Origin of the sequence: Janthinobacterium lividum (assembly GCF_034424625.1) — a bacterium.
Taxonomy (GTDB): Bacteria; Pseudomonadota; Gammaproteobacteria; order Burkholderiales; family Burkholderiaceae_D; genus Janthinobacterium; species Janthinobacterium lividum.
In genome coordinates this window covers 5917396-5938183 of record NZ_CP139976.1, presented here as the reverse complement: position 1 = coordinate 5938183, position 20788 = coordinate 5917396, and the positions used below count along the sequence as shown (strand labels likewise).

At 57.2% G+C, this 20788-nt stretch carries 11 protein-coding genes, 1 tRNA gene and 2 pseudogenes; 1 reads left to right on the top strand and 13 read right to left on the bottom strand.

Going from position 1 to position 20788, the window contains the following annotated elements:
* Positions 1-182 precede the first annotated feature (182 nt).
* From U0004_RS26795 to U0004_RS26780, 4 genes are all read right to left on the bottom strand, one after another.
* Positions 183-3008: an NACHT domain-containing protein gene (locus U0004_RS26795; protein WP_081345522.1), complete on the bottom strand. Its 2826-nt coding sequence runs from the start codon at positions 3006-3008 to the stop codon at positions 183-185.
* Between the two features lie 1007 nt (positions 3009-4015).
* A tRNA-Leu gene (locus tag U0004_RS26790) sits at positions 4016-4102 on the bottom strand.
* Between the two features lie 154 nt (positions 4103-4256).
* The gene (locus tag U0004_RS26785; protein WP_070254620.1) at positions 4257-5573 is read right to left on the bottom strand and encodes an enoyl ACP reductase FabMG family protein; all 1317 of its coding nucleotides are present in this window, start codon (positions 5571-5573) and stop codon (positions 4257-4259) included.
* Between the two features lie 273 nt (positions 5574-5846).
* Positions 5847-8210 carry a DNA polymerase II gene (locus U0004_RS26780; RefSeq protein ID WP_070254619.1) on the bottom strand — a complete coding sequence of 788 codons (2364 nt, stop codon included), beginning with the start codon at positions 8208-8210 and terminating at the stop codon, positions 5847-5849.
* A 133-nt stretch (positions 8211-8343) separates the two neighbouring features.
* Between U0004_RS26780 and U0004_RS26775 the strand changes: the two genes are divergently transcribed.
* Positions 8344-10023 carry an AMP-binding protein gene (locus U0004_RS26775; RefSeq protein ID WP_070254618.1) on the top strand — a complete coding sequence of 560 codons (1680 nt, stop codon included), beginning with the start codon at positions 8344-8346 and terminating at the stop codon, positions 10021-10023.
* A 74-nt stretch (positions 10024-10097) separates the two neighbouring features.
* Here U0004_RS26775 and U0004_RS30125 read toward each other — a convergent pair.
* The 9 genes and pseudogenes from U0004_RS30125 to hutC all read right to left on the bottom strand — a co-directional run.
* Positions 10098-10220 (bottom strand): annotated as a pseudogene (locus U0004_RS30125) (PEP-CTERM sorting domain-containing protein); the annotation flags it as partial.
* Between the two features lie 48 nt (positions 10221-10268).
* Positions 10269-11078 (bottom strand): annotated as a pseudogene (locus U0004_RS26770) (choice-of-anchor A family protein); the annotation flags it as partial.
* 198 nt (positions 11079-11276) lie between these two features.
* Positions 11277-13001, bottom strand: coding sequence for an ArnT family glycosyltransferase (locus tag U0004_RS26765; RefSeq protein WP_070254616.1), 1725 nt, complete (start codon positions 12999-13001; stop codon positions 11277-11279).
* Between the two features lie 154 nt (positions 13002-13155).
* Positions 13156-13425 (bottom strand): type B 50S ribosomal protein L31, encoded by a 270-nt coding sequence (locus U0004_RS26760; RefSeq protein ID WP_034746247.1) that lies wholly within the window; start codon positions 13423-13425, stop codon positions 13156-13158.
* Between the two features lie 278 nt (positions 13426-13703).
* Positions 13704-14966, bottom strand: a complete 1263-nt coding sequence (rho, locus tag U0004_RS26755) for a transcription termination factor Rho (RefSeq protein ID WP_034746249.1) — start codon at positions 14964-14966, stop codon at positions 13704-13706.
* Positions 14967-15121: 155 nt separating this feature from the next.
* Positions 15122-15448, bottom strand: coding sequence for a thioredoxin TrxA (trxA, locus tag U0004_RS26750; protein WP_034780502.1), 327 nt, complete (start codon positions 15446-15448; stop codon positions 15122-15124).
* Between the two features lie 312 nt (positions 15449-15760).
* On the bottom strand, positions 15761-16219 hold the full coding sequence (locus U0004_RS26745; protein ID WP_070254834.1) for a response regulator: 459 nt from the start codon (positions 16217-16219) through the stop codon (positions 15761-15763).
* 70 nt (positions 16220-16289) lie between these two features.
* Positions 16290-19613, bottom strand: coding sequence for a PAS domain-containing hybrid sensor histidine kinase/response regulator (locus U0004_RS26740; RefSeq protein ID WP_070254832.1), 3324 nt, complete (start codon positions 19611-19613; stop codon positions 16290-16292).
* A 330-nt stretch (positions 19614-19943) separates the two neighbouring features.
* A complete protein-coding gene (gene hutC / locus U0004_RS26735; RefSeq protein ID WP_070254615.1) occupies positions 19944-20663 on the bottom strand; it encodes a histidine utilization repressor in 720 nt (239 codons plus the stop codon).
* Positions 20664-20788 lie beyond the last annotated feature (125 nt).

Genomic DNA, 20788 nt, shown 5'->3' with positions numbered 1-20788 from the left:
AGCATTTCAAAAAATGAACTGCCATAATATGTTAATTTAATAACTTTTTGACTTTTCTGGCATATCGATAACGATGAAGTTGTGGCCGCCAGGTCGTTGATGGGGCGGAGGCCGAATTTCGCCGAGAACAAGAGGTGTCTTGGGCAGAATTATGTCTGCGGAAATTTTAGTCGAAATCGTCATCAATAGTCATCTTGATCGTTGTCATAGTCATAGAATTCCTTGAGATCGTTGTCTAAAGTATCAAGCTGAACGTGCCCTTCTATTAAACCTGTCAAGTAGCGTCTTTCTAGTTTGTCACGAGTTGATATTATTGCCAAAAGATTATCTTTGCATTTTGTGACGTTCTGCTGTTTTTCCATAACATCTGTAATAATGTAGGTAATACTATCTGTCATTCGAGCAAATAGTACAAGTATTGATTTCCACCAAGGAGACGTTAGCAAAGGACCTACGTCGATTCCCCTATTTTGACATAATTCTGTTGCACATAGGTATTCTTGATATCGTAAATGTCCAAATCCAAACTCGCCATCATCCGTCATCGGTACTAATATATTGCACGGATCGATTAACTCTCGAAACGCGGTTCGTAGTTGTTGTTCTTCGACTCCTTCAAATCTTTTCCCTAGAAGCTCCACCGTAGCTGATTCAAGAAAGTCAGGAGATGCCGATCGCATATTCTTTGAATGCAGCAGAAATGCTAATCGTCTCGCGGCGGTCTCAAGTAACGAATGGTGGGAAACAATTCTTTTTGTTTTTTTGTGAATATCATAATGGCCTAACAGAAGTTTTATGCGTTCAGAATACATGCTCAATTCGCCTGCGGGTAACGGAACACGATTTTCCGCCAAAACACATAGAATTGTTGCTAGCAATGGACTGCGCACAATCTCCGCTAGAGAAGGTGTCTGAGATAGATGTGTCGTAACATTTCTTGCAATTATCTTGTCGTTGGAAAACCAACCATTCACGAAATTCAATACTTGGTTATCTGTAAATGGGAGTAATGTTAGACCTAAGTATTTTATATTTTCTAAGTAAGAACCGCTTGACCTGGCGGAAAGTATTATTTGACTATTTTTGTAAGTATTTTCTATTTCTTCAATTGCATTAATAATCCATGGTGCACTTTTAATTACTTCGTCTACGCCATCAAAAATAAAGGTTACTCGTCGTTTTGTTTTAATGAAATCTATAATCTCTGCGTAGTTTTCAGTTTTTTCATTTTTTAAAAATGATGCCAATCCATTTTCGAGCTTTTTAATTGGTGTGATATCCTCGCTGTCGCCAAAATTAATCACCTTTGCAAGTATTCTTGTGAGCGGAAGAAATAATGTGAGTTCATCTTCAGAGTCGGAAGTTGAGGCCATTGACGCGTATTTATGTAAAGTAGTTGATTTTCCAGCGCCTGCTTCACCATAAATTGCGCAGTGCAACCCGGTATTGAAGACCTCTCTAATCGGCATGCTAATTCGCTTGGCCGGGTTTCCAACTGAGAATTTCTTCGTGGAATCTGCGCCGACGGCATCAAGAAATATTTTCTCATTAAGCACTCGTCCCACAGTGCCAAATAGGTCTTGGCACTTTACAAAGAAATCTTTAATCTCTACTTTTTCGCGTTTTTTATTTCCTAGCTTTTCTATTTCATCTGAAACCCATTTTTTTCTATTTGTGAGTTCGTTAGCTAGTTTTTCCCCATTAAGAAAAAATTCATACAATGGTTCATTTGTTTTTCTTTTAAAGTTGCTGTCTAAGCGAATGTATAGGACTTCAGCGCTGTTTAAATCAACGTCTAAAACAGAAACTCTTTTCTCGGCATCTCGTCCTATTGCTTTTAGTTCGGCGGAAATGCTGTTAATATTTATTCTTGCAGCCGATATTAAATATTTTATTTTTTCGAGGATGTTGTTTGAGATGTACGAGTATCCCTTCCATTCTTCAAAGGAAAATATAGTTTTGGAGGTTGTGTCTCTGAGGGAAAATAATCGTGCAATTTCATCCTCCGTTAATTTCCCTCTCATTCCAGCTTTCATATTTTTTCTGGCAAGGTCACTGTCAATTGACAGAACCTCAGTAATCAATTGCTGTGATTCATCAAGAATCCTAGAAAGAAGGACTTCCAGTTCGAAGGAGTTATTAGAGATATCGCGAATAATATCTTGATTTTCCTGAGATCTCCATTTATCTAATATGCCTAAATAGTTTTCTATTACTAATTTTCTTGATGGGAGAAAAATATCAATACCAAGTAAATGTTCTATCTCAACTGCTAGTGACTCTAAATTATTCCATTTTGAAGGATGTATGGAATGTTTTGTGTTCATGGCACAAAATTCCATAGAGAGAAAAAGTTTTGTGGTAACTCTCCCGACGCCGAAATCTAAATCGCAATAGAAATCATTGGTATTTTTCTCGCCAGAATAGTTTAGAGCACTCAGTAAGTCTGAGTTTGAAATATTAGACAGTAATTTATTCTTAAGAACAAACGACTCGCCACAAATTAGATCCGCCAAATCTGGCAATTTTTCAATTAATTGGGAAGCTATAATGCGACCATCTAATACACGTACGTTTCGAGTTGTAAGGGTTGAGTATGTCTCAAACCGGCTCTCTAAAGCCCTGGTATCGATATCGAATGGGGTAATAAAATAGACAAAATTAGGATACTGGGAATGGCCTGATAGTGAAGGGACTTTCTTCTCAGAAGCTTGTTGAATTTGAGTAACAATCCCAGCAAAGCTATTGGAATCCCCGGCAGCGGCGGACGCAGTTGTTTTCTTCACTTGAATTACAGTGAGTTCAACGGATCCAAATCCATTTTCCTTCCAACAAATTAGGTCTTTTCCTCCTTCTAATGGACCACCGTTATAATCAACTCGGTGGCCCATTTCCTTAAAGATTGGAATAAGAATTTCTTTTGTAAACTCTACCTCACTCATTTCTTGCATTTTTAGCAATAATGCATCTTGCTTGGTAATCGATGTGAAAGATTCTATTTTTTTCATTTGCAAATGCTCCTAAATGAAACCACTTTACATCAAATCCTTTGTCTTTTGAGTAATTTATTAGTGACCTCCAACATGTCAATGGCTCGGAGCCGCTCGTCTATTACGCAATAAAATAGTTGGAGTGTTGCTGTAAAGATAATTATCATGTCATTTTTATCAGTAGCGCCGATAGTGCGTGGCGTGATTGGATGCGCATGGATCTGAGATGCTCAGATAGGTTTTTCAATATCCCTGCAAAATAAAATAGTCGTGCTGTTCACCATAAGGCATGTGCGGATTAACCTGAACACATAGCGGATGTGCTCGCCTCAGCTTTCTAATTTCGCTTTCCCAGCCTTTTTCTTCCACGCCTTCGTGCCAGCACGCAGTTCTGCGACCTCTTCAACCTGGACTTTTCGTTGCTCTTCCATCTGATCGATTTCGTACCACTATCAAGAAGCTGCCGCTAGCCCTTCTAGCCACAGCGCCAGCAGTGCAGGCTGCAATAGTTACCAGGCAGTGCCAGGAGAGCCACACCAGGGCTTGATCCAGATTTCCTTTCGCCGTCGCCATTTTTCTCGTGACGATCATTAGCGGAGGTAGCGCAGGCCCTATCGCCACTTTAAACGCGTGTTCAGACATCTGCACGCTCGGCGACTTTACCTTGCAGCATTAAAAGTTTGGATATGCAGTTTATTGGACTGTCGCCATTTTCTTGTTGTAGAAGAAAAATTTCATTCAGATTAAGGTTTTTTCTTGCCTCACTACAGGGAAATTACCTTGCGTTGTACGGGCATTGGTGAGTTTTTGATGAGCGAGCAATTCGAGGAAGACTTCCGGCGAATAGTGCGTGTAGCGAAGTTGAGCTCAATAGTCAGGTGAGGAGATTTTGTACTTCCACCACTGTATGGCGCTGCCATCGGCTTTAATCGGAAGTGATCGGATCAATCAGGCAAGAAAAAGCCACTAAATCCTTGATTTTATTGGATTTAATGGCTTTATCGGTACTTCTTCGATTTGTCTGGTGGTGCCGGGAGCCGGAATCGAACCGGCACGCTGTTTCCAGCGCGGGATTTTGAGTCCCGTGCGTCTACCTATTCCGCCATCCCGGCAACGCGAGACGCATTATCACTGATTTATCGCGATACGGCAAGTTTTTCGCTTGGCATACGGTTTAGCCCATTAATCGGATGCTGGCTTTGCATGAAAAACGCCGTCCGGGGCGCGGGCCCGGGACGGCGTTGTCGGACAGCGGCTGGGCCGGTATCAGTTATGCACGGAGTTCAGCTGGCGCGCGATGATGTCGTGGTTCAGCCAGACGACGGGGGCTTGTGGCTCCGACATGGCGTGGAACATCAGCGGGCCCGTGCCTTCCAGGACCAGCGAGCTCAGGTGGTCGGTGATCAGTTCCTTGCGGTCCTTGTGCAGCTTGGTGATGTCGTCCGAGGTGCCGATCATGACGTCGGCCAGCTCTGGCGTGTTGTCCATCGGCCAGGCGGCGAAGTTGCGGAACTGCACGCTGGTGGCGTCGCCATTGTAGGCGGCGATACGGTCGAGCAAGTCTTGCAGCGAGACGCCGTCTTCCAGCAAGCCCTGGCAGATTTTCCACTGCTCTTCGGCCCAGGCTGCGCCGCCTTCTTTTTTCAGCGCGTTGAGCAGGGGGAACAGGGACAGTTCCACGCCGACGAAAATGTCGGACGAGTTCGTGCGGATTTCCGGGCAGTTGAAGACGGTGGCCTTGATGCCTTTGTCCCACGCGGACTTGGCCACGTTTTCCAGGCGCATCTTGGCCAGGCCCTGGGTGTAGTTGCTGTAGGTTTGCCACTGGTACTTGCCGTCGATCAAGATCTCCGTGCCGTGGTAGCCGTAGGCGCTGTAGCGCACCTGGCCGCCCGTTTGCTCGATGCGGGCGCGGATGGCAGCGCTGCCGTCGATCAGGTGCTGCAGGGTGTTGGCCGTGACTTCGTCGAAGTTCATCAGGATCAATTTACCCAGGTCGCTGTCGAGCAGGGCGCGCGAGGACATGAAGCGCTCGCCGCGGCCTTTGTAGATGCGGTTGGCAATCGCCAGGAAGACTTTGACTTTCGGAATGCCGCCAGCCATGGTGTGGGCGAAATACACATTGCTGCCGTCAGGAATCAGGCTGTCCAGCTCGGCCATGGCTTTCGCCACGGAAGCGCTGAAGCGGGCGATGCCGGCTTCGCGGCAGCGTTCGATCTGCACCCAGTCCAGCTTGTCTTCTTGCCAGCTTTTCAGGGTCATGTCGGCCAGCAGGGCTGTCGGGGTCGGCTCGCCCGCTGGCGCGTCGAGGTCGAAACCGGCCATCAGCGGCACATTGATGATGCGGCCGCCCAGATTGGCTTCGGCTTCCGCCAGCTCTTCCGCGTTCAACGGACGCAGCGCCATGTTTTCATCGCGGCGGCCGACCGTCATGCCGACGATATTCATGCCCGCCTTGCGCGCTTCGTCCAGCAAGCCATTTACATAGCCGCGGCCGAACAGCTCGCCGAACAGCACAAAGGTGTCGCCCTTGCGGAAGATATTTTTTTGCGGGATGTCTCTTAAGGACGTGATCTCGGTCATGGTATCAATTCATTCAAAAATTAGCCGGCGGACGATGGGAAGTCCGGCGTGCTGGTTCAACATAGTGATAAATTATGCGCCCTTTCAGTGGCGACAATCTTCTTGCGAACGATTCTCGTCTGGAGCGGCATCTTCTTCTTGGGTACTGCTCTTATTCTTTCGCCATGGCGTATTTTACGCTGCCGCGGCGCACAGCGCCTGCAAACAGGGGCAGATAAGCCCGGCAGGCGCCGATATTACCTCAGCTTGGTCATGCCGGTCAGTAAAATTGATTTAAAACAAATCCTGCTGGCCCGATACAAGGCGCGAAAAATCGTCGCCCAGGAACGGCAGGATCGCGTCAGCCACCGGCTGCAGCTGGCGCGTCAGGTAATGGTGGTAGTCGATGGGCGAGCGCTGCGTTTCCAGCGGTTCCGGGCCGGCCACCGTGATGACATAGCTGATCCAGCCGCCGTTCTGGTATTGCAGCGGCCGGCCCTGCGCCAGGTTGTAGGCGTCGGCCGTGCGTGCCGCGCGCACATGGGGCGGCACGTTGCGCTGGTAGTCGTCGAGCGGGCGGCGCAGGCGCTTGCGGTAGACCAATAGAGCGTCGAATTCGCCGCGCACGGTGCGCGCCACGTAGTCGCGCACATAGTCCTGGTAGGCGGCGCGCTGGAAGATGCGCAGGTACAAAGCTTGCTGGAATTGCTGCGCCAGCGGCGTCCAGTCGCTGCGCACGGTTTCCAGGCCCTTGTAGACCATCTGTTCGCTGCCGTCGGGCTTGCCCACCAGGCCCGCATAGCGCTTCTTGCTGCCTTCTTCCGAGCCCCTGATGGTGGGCATCAGGAAGCGCCGGTAATGCGTCTCGAATTCCAGTTCCAGCGCATTCTCCAGGCCGAACTCTGCGCGCAGATACTGGTCCCACCACGCATTCACGTGCGCCACCAGGGCGCGGCCGATCTTGCCCGCTTCTTCATCCGTATGCGCCGTTTTCAGCCACACGAAGGTGGAATCCGTGTCGCCATAGATGACCTGATAACCCTGTTCCGTGATCAGCTCGCGCGTGCGGTGCATGATGTCGTGGCCGCGCAAGGTGATCGAGGAGGCCAGGCGCGGGTCGAAAAAGCGGCAGCCGCTCGAGCCCAATACGCCATAGAACGCGTTCATGATGATTTTTAACGCTTGCGACAGGGGCGCGTTGCGCTCGCGCTTGGCCGTCTCGCGCCCTTGCCACACCTGTTGCACGATGGCGGGCAGGCAATGTTTGACCCTTGAAAACTGCGCGCCACGGTAGCCGGGCACGGTATCGGCCTCGTCGCCGCTGGTGCCCACCACCAGGCCCACGGGGTCGATCAGGAACGTGCGGATGATGGATGGGTACAGGCTTTTATAGTCGAGCACCAGCACGGAGTCGTACAGGCCCGACTGCGAATCCATGACGAAGCCGCCCGGACTGTTGTCGCCGGAGACATCGCCCAGGTTGGGTGCCACGTAACCTTGCCGGTGCATCAGCGGCAGGTACAGGTGTTCGAACGCGGCCACGGAGCCGCCGCTGCGGTCGGCCGCCAGGCCCGTCACGCTGGCCCGTTCCAGCAGGAAGGTCAGCAGCTCGGTCTTGGCGAAGATGCGCGTGACCAGCTCGCAATCCTTGAGGTTGTAGCGGGCCAGCGCCGGTTTATCTTCGCGGAAACGCCGGTCGATCTCGGCCATGCGCTGGTAGGGATTGTCGATGGACTTGCCTTCGCCCAGCAGCGTCTGCGCCACGTTTTCCAGGCTGAACGAGGAGAAATTCCACGTCGCCGATTTTAACGCTTCAATGCCGTCGATGATCAGCCGGCCCGCGGCGGCCGCAAAATAGTGCTCCTGCTTGCCGCCATGCTCACGCCATTCCATCACGGCGCCGCCCCGTCCCAGCCTCAACGGTACTTGATAACGCTCGGCATGTTGCTTGAGCACGCGCAAGTCGAACTGCACCAGGTTCCAGCCGATGATGGCGTCCGGATCGTGGCGCTCCATCCATGTGTTCAGGCGCTCGAGTATCTGTGCGCGGCTGTCGCAGTATTCGAGGTCGAAGTCCAAGGCGTCATCGCCGCCGTTTGGCGGCCCCAGCATGTACACCTGGCGCTGGCCGCAGCCTTCCAGGGCCAGCGAATACAGCTCGCCATGGGCCGTCGTCTCGATATCGAGCGATACCAGTTTTAATGTGGGGCGGTAGCCGGGTGCCGGTTTCAGCTGTACTTCCTGCAGTGTTTCTCCGCTGAACGTTACCGGCGCCGTGATGAAGCGTTCCATCAGATAGCGCTCGGGCGGGCGGATATCGGCTTCGTACACGTCGATGCCGTGCGCGCGCAGCTGCTTTTCCAGCTTCAGCAAGTGCCGGTATTGCTTGCAGTACAGCCCCAGCACGGGACGGTGGTGGAAATCGCACAGCGACAGGGGCCGCAGCTCCGCATGGCGCTCGCCGCGCAGCAACTGTTGCGCCTGATCCTGCTGCTCCATGGGAAGGAAGGCGACGGCCGTCTGCACGGGCAGGCGCACATGGCGGGGCCCGGCATCCGTTGCCAGCCAGAAATCGACTTCCGTGCCGGCGCTGGTATCGCGCCAGTGGCGGGTCAGGATGAAGCCCTGTTCGGGCGGGTGCTGCGTATTGCCTGTCATGGTGCCGTGAATGTCTGGTGTGCTGGCCTGCACATTACAGCAAGCTGACGCAGGACGGGGGCGGTTGCGGCTATAATTTTCTGCATCAAAGACGATAACAAGAGCGCGCCGCGCCACACACCCTGGAGACAGCATGCAAGCAATCAGTTATGTACACGGCGCCCACGAGACGCCGTTGATCGGCGAAACGATAGGCGCCTACCTGGACGGCATTGCCGCCCGCCATGGCCAGCAGGATGCCCTGATCGTGGCGCACCAGAACGTACGCTGGACGTATCTGGAATTCCAGCAGCGCGTGCACCGCCTGGCCGCAGGTTTGCTGAAGCTGGGCTTGCAGCCTGGCGACAGGGTCGGCATCTGGTCGCAAAACTGTGCCGAATGGGTGCTGACCCAGTTTGCCACGGCGAAAGCCGGCTTGATCATGGTCAACATCAACCCCGCCTACCGGCGTTCGGAACTCGAATACGTGCTCGACAAGGTGCAATGCAGCGCGCTGATCCTGTCGCCCAGCTTCAAGTCCAGCGACTACCTGGCCATCGTGCAAGACGTGGTACCGGAAATCGCACGTTCGCGCGCCGGCGCCCTGCAGTCGCCGCGCCTGCCGCAATTGCGCCACGTGATCCGCCTGGGCACGGCCGCGACACCCGGAATGCACAACTTCGACGCCCTGATGGAGGGCATTGCCGACGCCGACCTGGCGCACCTGGAAGAAGTGAGCGCTACCTTGCAGTTTGACGATGCCGTGAACATTCAGTTCACGTCCGGCACCACGGGCGCGCCGAAAGGCGCCACCTTGACGCACCACAATATCCTCAACAACGGCTTTTTCATCGGCGAAGCCATGCGCCTCACGCAACAGGACCGCTTGTGCATTCCCGTGCCCCTGTACCACTGCTTCGGCATGGTGCTGGGCAACCTGGCCTGCGTCACGCATGGCGCGGCCATGGTGTTTCCCGGCGAGGGGTTCGATCCGAAAGCCGTGCTGGAAACCGTGCAGGCCGAGCGCTGCACGGGGCTGCATGGCGTGCCGACCATGTTCATCGCCATCCTCGACCATCCTGATTTCAAGCAATACGATCTGTCGAATTTGCGCACCGGCATCATGGCCGGTTCGCCGTGCCCGATGGAAGTCATGACGCGGGTCATCGAGCTGATGCACATGGCGGAGATCACGATTGCGTATGGCATGACGGAAACGTCGCCCGTCAGCTTCCAGACGGCCATCGAGGACCCGCGCGAAATGCGCGTGTCATCCATCGGCAGGGTTCACCCGCACCTGGAAGTGAAAATCATCGATGCGGAAGGGCGCATCGTGCCGCGCGGCGAAAAGGGCGAATTGCTCACGCGCGGCTATTCCGTGATGCAGGGCTACTGGGGCGACCCTGAAAAAACCAGTGAGGCCATCGATGCGGCGCGCTGGATGCACACGGGCGACCTGGCCGTGATCGACGACAACGGCTTTTGCAGCATCGTCGGCCGCTCGAAGGACATGGTCATCCGCGGCGGCGAAAACATCTATCCGCGCGAAGTCGAGGAGTTCCTGTACCGCCACCCGAGCGTGCTCGACGTGCAATGCGTGGGTGTGCCGGACGCCAAGTATGGCGAAGAGTTGTGCGCCTGCATCATCCTGCGTCCGGGCACGCAGGCCACCAGCGAGGATATCCGCGCCTTTTGCGATGGGCAGATCGCCTATTACAAGATTCCCCGCTACGTGCGCTTCGTCGAGGAATTCCCCATGACGGTGACGGGCAAGATCCAGAAATACCTGCTGCGCAAGCAGGTGGCGACGGATCTGGGGCTGAGCGCGGACTAAGTCTTTCGCCAGCCCATAAAAAAACACCGGGACGCTCGCGCGGCCCGGTGTTTTTTATTGATTCAGCGTAAAGCTCAGGCCATCGCTGCTTGTGGTGCGCGCGCTGGCGCGCGGCGGCGCATGAAAGCCAGCAAGCCCAGGCCGGCCAGCAGCATGGCGTAGGTGCCTGGTTCCGGCACGGCCGACACGCTCACCGTGTTGAAGCCGGAGCCGTTCATCGAAACGTGGCCATAATTGATCGAGCTGACCGAATTGGCGACCAGGGTGCCGTTCATGCTGCCCGAACCGGAAAACGCGCTGTTCGGCGCCAGGATGCTGCCGTTGATGCCGACGTTGTTCAGGCTGGTGGTAGTGGCATTGGCGAAGTTCAGCAGCGTGCGGTCGGCGAAGCTGCCGAAATTGTCGAAGCCGCCGCTCAAGGTAATGTTGGTGGCCGTGCCGTTGATGATGATGCTGGCCGTGCTTTTCAGCGAGGACAGGTCCAGGGTCAGGTTATGCAGGTTCGACGCATCGATGTTGAAAATATTCACGTCGGCGTTGATGTCGCCCACCAGCTTGAAGCCATTGTTTTGCGAAAGCACGGTGCCGTTCGATTGCAGCTTGGCCACGTCGCCCGACAGGGTCGTCAGTTGTTGCTTGGTACCCGCGAAGTCCAGGGTGGAAGCGTTGCCTTTGCTGATGCTGCCGGTTGGGAACCATTGTGGCGCTGTCAAGGTGGCGTTGGGATTGCTGACGCCATACACGGCGGAACCACCGATGGTGCCCCAGCCCGTGTTCAGGTTGCCGCCAGCAACGATCGCGTTGGCCGCGCTGCCTGGCTTTTTGTTCGTGCCGACGTTGTAGTTGTCCAGATAGATATTGCCGCCGGCGGCGATGCTGCCACCGACGCTGGTGAAGCCGCTGGCGCCGCTGCTGCCGATGTTGCCGAAGATGAAGGCCGAGTAGCCATTGGCGACGCCGAGGTCAATCACGGTTGCCTGGGCCGAAGCGCTGAAAGAGAAGGCGAACAGGGCGGCGCTGATGAGCGGCAAGGTACGGGCAGTAAATAATTTCATGGACAATCTCATAGTGAATTGGGGGACGAATAGGGCGGGAAAGCAAGACACCGCCATCGCGCAGGCCATCATTATAATCTAAAAAACAATTCTAGTTCAATTTAGGTAATTAACTATATTTAAAAGCAACACTTTTCCTGTCGATAGTGATTGTTTTGCGGACATAAAAAAACCGGGGCTGGCCCGGTTTTTTGCTGCTTACCTGACGCGCTGGTACAGGCGGAAACGTTCCACGTCATCCGTGGGACGGCGCCCCTCCCACAGCTTGATCCAGTCCGCGCCATGGTACTCGGGCAGTTGTTCCTTGCTGTCAGGCACCTTGATGCTGTCTTGCAACAGGAACACATCGCATTGCTGCTGCCCCACGCTGGCAAACGGCAAGTGGCCGAAGTAGGCGAACGAGGCGCGCTGTGCGGCGCCGACGTTGCTGTTGATGCACTTGCTGCCTGGCGGCAGGTGGACGGAAATCTGGTGCGCCACGCTGGCGTAGCTCTTGCTGTAGTTCAACGGCGGCAGGAACAAGGTCATGATCAGCACCCAGATCAGGATCAGGCCACCGGACGACAGGACCACGGCGCGCCACAGCACGGCCGGCTGGCGCGAGATGCGCCAGTGCACCAGCGCCACCCAGCCCGCGCTGGCGCAGGCGGCCACGAAAAAGGCCAGCAAGTCGAGTTCGGGCTTGAAGCCTGGCATGAGTTTCAGCGCATTATGCGACAGTTTCGGCGGCCAGCCCGTCAGGATGGCGAACCAGAACAGCCATAGCGCAAGGGCGCAAATGGTCAGCACCATCACGGAGAACCAGTCGATGGCGTTGATGGCGCCCCGTTTCATGGTCAGCAAGCCGAACGCGGCCATCACGGCCAGCGGCGGCAGCAGCGGCAGCAGCTGGCTCGGGTCGGGATCGGGATGGCACAGGCCCAGGATGGCCAGCATGGCGACAAAGGTCAGTGGCACGACGATGTGCAGCACGTGGTGCTGGCGGCGCCAGGCATACACGGCCCAGGCGGCGAACGGCCATGCTGGCCAGAAGAACCAGATGCCGACACGCAAGAAATACTGCAGGCTTTTCAGGCTCGGGGCGCTGAACTGGCGGCAATTCCATTCCATCCACGCGTGCAGCGGCGAGTGGCCATACGGTTGCAGCCATTCGCCCGGCAGCAGCCAGACGAGGGTCAGCGCGGCGCCGATCAGGATGGCCAGCGCCAGGTGGCGCACGCTGCGCAGCAGCGGCAGGCGCAGGAAGACGGTGCACAGCAGCAGGGCAATGCTCAGCGCTGCCGGCGTGATCCAGCCGCGCGCGAGGGTCAGGCCGCCCATCGCCAGGCCCAGCAGGGCCGCATTGCGCACGGACGGGCCTTCCATGTAGCGCACGGCGCGGTACAGCAAATAGGCCATCAGGGACACGTACAGCGCTTCGGCCGTGATGTCGTGGCTGTGCTGCAGCAGTCCCAGGCAGCCCAGGTAGATGAGCACGGCCGCATCGGCCAGGGTGCGGCCGAAATCGTCCGGCTCGGGCTGGCCGCCGAAGGCCAGGCGCAGCGGCTGGGCATCGTTGCGGCGGCCCAGGTTGAAGGCGGTGTACCAGACGGACAGGGTGCTGACGACGAAGATGCCGATGGTCGACATGCGCGCGCCAAAGACGTCGCCGTCGATCCAGCCGAACAGCTTGATGAAGATGGCGCCCAGCCAGAAGGCCAGCGGGCCTTCGTCGGGCAGCGACAGGCCGGCCACGTTGGGCCACAGCCAGTCGTTCAGGCCGCCATGCGCCATGGTCCACATGATGCCGAAACTGGCGGCGTCATCGTTCTTCCACGGTTCGCGGCCGATCAGGCCAGGCAGGATATACAGCAGGCCGAGCGCAAACAAGGCCCATCGTGGCAGCGCGAGTGTGGCAGCGGCGGGAAGGCGGACTGGCTTCATCGATAGTCGGTATCAGAAAAAAATGGCAAGACGCGACGAATGGCGTCGGGTATGCGCGAGTATAAAGTAAAGCGGCCAAAGACAAAAAAGGCAGCCGTGGCTGCCTTTTTCTTGGTAGCCGAAGCTGCCCTTTTTTGCCGCAGAGCGGCAAAAATTAGCCTGCTGCGACTGCGGTTTTCGAACCAACCGAACCGAACTTCTGACGGAACTTCTCGACGCGACCAGCGGTATCGACGATTTTGTGCTTGCCCGTGAAGAATGGGTGCGATTCAGCCGAAACCTCGATCTTCACCAGTGGGTATTCTTTACCGTCGTGGGTGATTTTTTCGCGGGTTTGGATGGTCGAGCGGGTAACGAATTTGAAATCGCACGACAGATCGTGGAAAACAACTTCGCGGTATTCTGGATGGGTATCGACTTTCATGGTCTTCTCTCTAGTTTGGTAGCCAAACAGCACTTCGTCGGTCGTCCAGCTTCTTGACCCGATTGCCGATCACTTGCCAGGGTTTAAAATAATGCAACCGTCGATTATATAGCGATTTTCGGCCGCAGGCAATAAAAAAGCCGCTCAATGAGCGGCTTGCACCTAAGTGAGAGGCGAGATAAAACCGTAGCGAGCAGGCCACAGTTGCGATTGAGTAGCGGAACTGTACTTTAGTACAGTGAGCAACGGAGATCGAAAATGTGGCCGCGCAGTAGGTTTTAGCCGCCTCTACGCATCATGTCGAAGAACTCGGCGTTATTCTTGGTGGCTTTCATCTTGTCGAGAATGAACTCCATCGCCTCGATCTCGTCCATCGAGTACAGCAACTTGCGCAAAATCCAGATTTTTTGCAGCTCGTTCGGCTTGATCAGCAGTTCTTCGCGGCGGGTACCCGATTTGTTCAGGTTGATTGCCGGGTAGACGCGTTTTTCGGCCAGACGGCGTTCCAGATGCACTTCCATGTTGCCCGTACCCTTGAATTCTTCAAAGATCACGTCATCCATGCGCGAGCCCGTTTCGATCAGCGCCGTGGCGATGATGGTCAGCGAGCCGCCTTCTTCGATATTGCGCGCGGCGCCGAAGAAGCGTTTTGGACGTTGCAGCGCATTCGCGTCGACACCGCCGGTCAGCACCTTGCCCGAGGCAGGGATGACGGTGTTGTAGGCACGTGCCAGACGGGTGATCGAGTCGAGCAGGATGACCACGTCTTTTTTCATTTCGACCAGGCGCTTGGCTTTTTCCAGCACCATCTCGGCCACTTGCACGTGGCGCGTGGCTGGCTCGTCGAAGGTCGAGGCGACGACTTCGCCGCGGACCGAACGTTGCATTTCGGTAACTTCTTCCGGACGTTCGTCAATCAGCAGCACGATCAGGGTGATGTCCGGATGATTTGCCGTGATCGCATGGGCGATGTGCTGCAGGATCACGGATTTACCGGATTTCGGCGATGCCACCAGCAAGCCGCGCTGGCCTTTGCCGATCGGGGCGATCAGGTCGATGATGCGGCCGGTGATGTTTTCCTGGCCATTCATTTCACGTTCCAGGCGCAGCGGCTCGTTCGGGTGCAGCGGCGTCAGGTTTTCAAACAGGATGCGGTGTTTCGACATCTCCGGCGATTCGCCGTTGACCTTGTCGACTTTGACCAATGCGAAATAGCGTTCGCCATCTTTCGGGGTCCGTACCTCGCCTTCGATCGAATCGCCGGTGTGCAGATTGAAGCGGCGGATTTGCGAAGGGGAGATGTAAATGTCGTCGGTGGACGCCATGTAGCTGGCGTCGGGCGAGCGCAGGAAGCCGAAGCCGTCAGGCAGCACTTCCAGGGCGCCGTCGCCAAAAATCTGTTCGCCGGACTTGGCGCGTTTTTTCAGGATAGCGAACATCAGCTCCTGTTTGCGCAAGCGGGCTGCGTTGTCAATGTCAAGACCGATCGCCATCTCAAGCAGGGCGGATACGTGTAGGGCCTTTAGTTCGGATAAATGCATATGTGTTGAGTGTCCCGAGACGGGATGTAAAGGTAGGGGAGGGGACTGCGTGGCGTTGATTAATTATTCGGGAAGGCTGTGCACGAATGAGGCAAAGCCGCTTCCCGGTGGTTCCAGTCAGGCGGCGCTGCGGGCGCAGCGCTGCCCATCATACATTAAATGTTGCTGTCGACGAAAGCGGTCAACTGGCCCTTGGCCATGGCGCCCACTTTTTGAGCAGCTGCAACACCATCCTTGAACAGGATCAGGGTCGGGATGCCGCGGATGCCGAATTTGGCAGGCACTGCCTGGTTGGCGTCCACGTCCATCTTGGCGATCTGGATGCGGCCGGCGTATTCCTTGGCCACTTCTTCCAGGATAGGGGCGATGGCCTTGCAGGGACCGCACCATTCTGCCCAGAAGTCAACCAGTACTGGCAACTCGGATTTCAGGACGTCTGCTTCAAAAGATGCATCGCTAATGTGTTTGATATTTTCGCTCATATTTTCCTCAAATGAGGGTGGGATCAATAATGCCTGGAATTAACCATACGCTGGTTCGCCATCCATGCTTCCTGGAATGCAGTGAGAAGATGGGGACAATGGGCACGACTTCAATGTCTTGGAAGGTGCGACCAGAGGTATGCAGGCGGGGATGGCTGAAATAATAACCCATTTTTTCAAAGCGTGGCGATTATTGCAGAAAAACTTGAGGCATATCGCCAGCATATCCCTCCTGTGCGTGCCCGCAGGGCGGCAAAGCCGCATGCCTGCTGGCCTGCAGCGCCGTGCCTGCCCTCCCGGCCGGCCCCTCGATCAGGCTTGTACGTTGGCCAGACGCGCCGTGTGCTGCAGTTGCAAGTTCACCATGAGCTGCAATTCCGCGCTTTCCATCGGCTTGCGGAAGGTGCCCAGGATATGCAGGCCATTCGCCATGGCCAGGCGCTCGGCCGCCAGGCGTACGGCCGAATGCAGGCCCGACAGCAGGACCACGCCGCCGCGGAAGCCGTTTTCCGCCGCCATGCGCAAGAATTCGATGCCGTCGATGTCGGGCATGGACAGGTCGCAGATCAGCAGGTCGGGCTGGTGCTGCTTGAGGGTGGCCAGCGCCTGATCGCTGTGCGACTCGCAGCGGATGTCGAACTGGCCCATCTGTTCGAGCATGTCGCTGAGCACGTCGAGCATGAAAACGTCGTCGTCCAGCAGCAGCACGCGCAATGGCGCCAGGCCTGCTTCGTTGTTTTCCTGGCTTGCTTGGTTTGATACAGTGTTCATCGTCATGTCTTTCTGTTGATATGCATCGCTGTCGATGCCGATACCTTGCCGCAACCCAATTTGGCGATAGCTAATCGTCATTGGCAAAGCTGGTGTTATTCATGATTTGTTCGGTAATCTGTTCCAGCAGGGGCCACAGGCGCGTAACGATGCGCCGTGCCCGCTCTGCCTCGTCGGCCGGTTCGCCCGGCGCCAGGGTTTCCAGGTTGTGGCACAGTTCGGCCAGCCCCAGGGCGCCCACGGTGCGCGCCGACGACTTGATGCGGTGTCCCAGTTCGCGCACCTGCTGCACGTCGCCGCGCGCCAGGGCCGCATCGATGTCGCCAAAGCCATCCTGCGTGGTCTGCAGGAACTTGAAGGCGAACTTGCGTACCTTTTCCGGGTTGTAGCCCAGCAATTTGGCCAGGATGGACAGGTCGATCACTTGCGGGTCGCCGGCCAGGGTGGTCTTGAAGGCGGGCGCGGCGCGGCTGCGCGCCGGTGGCGGCGGCGTTTCGTGCGCCGGCAGCCAGCTGGCGATGGTCTGGTACATCATGGCCGGCTGGATGGGCTTGGAAATGAAATCGTCCATGCCCGCTTCCAGGCAGCGCACGCGGTCTTCGCTGGTGGCCGTGGCCGTCATGGCCAGCACGCGCAGGTGCGCCAGCTGCGGGTCGGCGCGGATGTGGCGCGTTGCCTGCAAGCCATCCATCAGCGGCATCTGCACGTCCATCAGCACGCAGTCGAACTGTGTCTGGCGCAGCAGGTCGAGCGCCTCTTCGCCATTGTTGGCCAGGCAGACGGAGGCTCCCGCTTCCTCCAGCAATTCCAGCGCCACTTGCTGGTTGAACGTATTGTCTTCCACCAGCAGGATGCGCGCATGCTTGAGCGTGCGCATCACCAGGGCCGCGTCGGCGCTGGCGCGCATGGCGGCCGCCGTCTGCACCATGCTGTCGAGCATGGCGGGCGCGGCCTGATCGGAAATGCCCAGGTTGGCCGTGAACCAGAAGGTGCTGCCGGCGCCGGGACGGCTGTCGACGCCCACGTCGCCACCCATCAGCTGTGCCAGCTGCTTGCAGATGGCCAGGCCCAGGCCCGTGCCGCCATATTCGCGCGTGGTGGAGGTGTCGGCCTGCTGGAAGGACTGGAAGAGCTTGCTCATTTCATCCTGCGACAGGCCGATGCCGTGGTCGCACACTTCAAAGCGCACGAGGCAGTGTTTCGCGTCCGCCACCACCCTGCGCACTTTCACGGTAATGCTGCCCTGTTCGCTGAACTTGATGGCGTTATTGGCGTAGTTGATCAGCACTTGCCCCAGGCGCAGCGGGTCGCCCACGAGCACGGCGGGCAATTGCGGGTCGATCTCGAACAGCAGTTCCAGGTTCTTGCCGGCGGCGCGTGGCGCGACCACCGTCATCAGCGTTTGCACCACATGGTCGAAACTGAAGTTGACGCGCTCGATTTCCAGCTTGCCTGCCTCGATTTTCGAGATGTCGAGGATATCGTCGATGATGCCCAGCAAGTGTTCTCCGGCGAAGCGGATTTTTTCCAGGTAGTCGCGCTGGCGCGGTTCCAGGTCCGTCTTCAGGGCGAGATACGCCATGCCGATCACGCCATTCATCGGCGTGCGGATTTCATGGCTCATGTTGGCCAGGAATTGTCCCTTCGCCAGGCTCGCTTCTTCGGCCACCTGCTTGGCCTGGTCCAGCTGCTCCGTGCGCTGCGCCACGCGCTCTTCCAGATGTTCATTGAGTTCACGCAAGGCACTTTCGCTGCGCTTGTGATACGTGATGTCCGTCAGGCTGGCCACGACCATGCCCACCTTGCCGTATTCATCGCGGATGGCCTCGGTATTCACGGATAGCCACGACAGGCTGCCGTCGGGCTGCTGCACGCCCATCAGCACGTCGCGCATGGCCTCGCCCGTCGACAGGGTGATGTGCACGGGATGGCTGCGCTGGTCGAAGGCGGAACCGTCTTCGCGGATGGCTTGCCACAGGCTGTTGCCGGCCGGACTGGCCGCCAGCATGCGTTCGGCGGCGGCGTTGCTTTCCAATATGTGGCCGTGGCTGTCCTGCACCACCAGGCCATTCGTCACGGCGCCGAACACGGACGCCATGCGCTGGCTCGAGTTCGACAGCGCGATCGATGCCTGGCGCCGTTCCGTGATGTCGGTAATCATCGCCAGGGTGCCGCCCGGTTCGCCATTGTCCGACTGGATGCTGGTACTCGACAGCAAGCCCCACAGGCTGGACTGATCCTTGCGGAAGAAGCGGAAATCGACCTGGTCCGGCTGGCTGGCGAAGCTGCCGTGGCTGGCCAGGCGACGCTGCATCAGCAACTGGCTGTCGCGGTCCATGAAGTCGAGCAGGGGACGGCCCAGCATTTCCTGCACCGTGTAGCCCAGCATGTGCGCCATCTTCGGGTTCACGAACGTGGTCTTGCCGTTCGCATCCGTCATCCAGATGCCTTCGGCGGCCGTCTGCACGATCAGGCGGTAGCGTTCCGAGCTGGCGTGCAGCGCTTCCTCGGCGCGTTGCCGCTGCGTCATGTCGCGCAGCGAGACGATGGAAAACACTTGCCCGGCCATGCGCAGCGGCGACAGGCTGACCTTGGCGGGGAAGTGCGTGCCGTCGCGGCGCCGCGCCATCATCACCCGGCCCGGCAGGCTGTGCCGACCTTGCGGGTCGCCCACGGATTGGCTGGGCGTGCTTTCCGGTACCAATTGCTCCAGCGACATGCCTGTCAATTCGGCCAGCGGATAGCCGAAGCAGCGCGCGCCGATCTGGTTGGCATAATGCACCTTGCCCTCGACGTCGGCCACCAGCATGGCTTCGGGCGCCGCTTCCAGCATCGAGCGCATGCGCGATTGCTCGTCCTGCTTGCGCTCGCTGATATCGCAGACGATGCCGCTGGCCTGCGTGGCGGACCCATCCGAGGCGCGCGACAGGACGGCGCCGCGCGCCAGCAGCCAGCGCCAGTGGCCGTCGCTGTGACGCAAACGGAATTCGCAATTGAAGGTGCCGGGCGTCTGGCCGTCCAGATGCTGGCGAAAGGCCAGGCTCAGGCGCGCGCGGTCATCGCGGTGGACTTCGGCCAGCCAGTCGGCCAGTGCATGCTCGAGCTGGGCATGCTTGTCGCCCAGGATGTCCTGGTATTGGGGCGCGAACTGCAGCCGGTCGGACTGGCGCCGCCAAGTCCAGCCGGCCATGGTGGCGCCGCGCAAGGCTTGCATGGCATCCTGCTCAGCCTGGGCATGCGCGGGCTGGGGCTGGCGGCGCAACTGCTGGCGCAAGCGCCAGGCTTGCCAGCAAGCCAGTCCCGCCAGGGCGGTGGCACTGGCGGCAGCATACGGCCACAGCAATGCCGGCGCCATGCCGGGCGCCGCCGCCTGCACCGGCAGCGAAAGCGCCATGCCTGCCGCCAGCATCGTATGAGCGAGCCGGCGCAGCGCAGGGCGCCGAGGGCGTGGTGCGCTGAAACTCGTGTGGCTGCAATACGACAAATGCATCCCTTTCTGGGGCGTGATTGGACTAGGCTGGCAGTACATGAGGCGCGCTCAAATAAACGCCTGCGGCGCTTTCTGGCGGCAACTATAGCATCGAATATTTACTCGGAGTATTTAAGTTCAGAAACGGCCAAAACGGGATTTTTTTCACCCCGAAATGGCTGTTTTTTTCGCGATTTGGTGAGAATTCGTGAGAAAGTTGGCGCGAAATCGTGCTAATCAATCGAGGCGATAGCCTTAGCTAAAACTGCCGGCGAACTGATAGCGGTGTCCGGGATGCCACATGGTGGCGATCGAGGCGATCTTGCCGCCCGAGCGCGTCTGGCGGCGCAGCACCAGGCAAGGCTGTTTGGTGTCGATGGCCAGCATTTCGGCGATGTCGCGCGGCGCCGACAGCGCTTCGATGCTGTAGGTGGCGCCTTGCAGGGGCGCGGCGGCCATCAGGTATTCGTTCGGCGTGATGCTGGAAAAATCCTGCGTCATGTAGTCGGGCGCGCACTCGGGATTGACCCAGCGGTCTTCCACCTGGATCGGCACGCCGTTTTCAAAATGCACGATCAGCGAATGAAACAGCGGGTGTTCCGGCGGCAATCCAAATTGCTTGGCCAGCAGGTCGGACGCCTTGGTGCGTTCCAGCAATTGCAAGCTGCTGCGGTGGATATGTCCGCGCGCGCGCACTTCATCGGCGATACTCTTGATTTCCAACAAGGTCGCCTGGTACTTTTGCTGCGCCACATAGGTGCCGGATCCCTGGCGCCGCGTCAGCACCTGCTCGCTGGTCAGTTCGCGCACGGCGCGGTTGACCGTCATGCGCGAGACGCCGAATTGCTTCACCAGCGCTTGCTCGGAGGGAATCACGTCGCCTTCCTTCCAGCGTCCGGCAGCGATGCCGGCCAGCAGAAAATCCTTGATGCGCTGGAAAATGGGCGTATTTTCTTGTGTATTGTGGTCGTCCAATGTGGTTTCTCCGGGGCACGGGCAGGGCGCGCCGCCGGCTGGAGGCGCGATGGCCGATTTTAGCACCGAGCACGATGCCTGCCGCCAGCCTTTTTTGAATTCAAAAGCAAGCGCCGGAGTGCGGC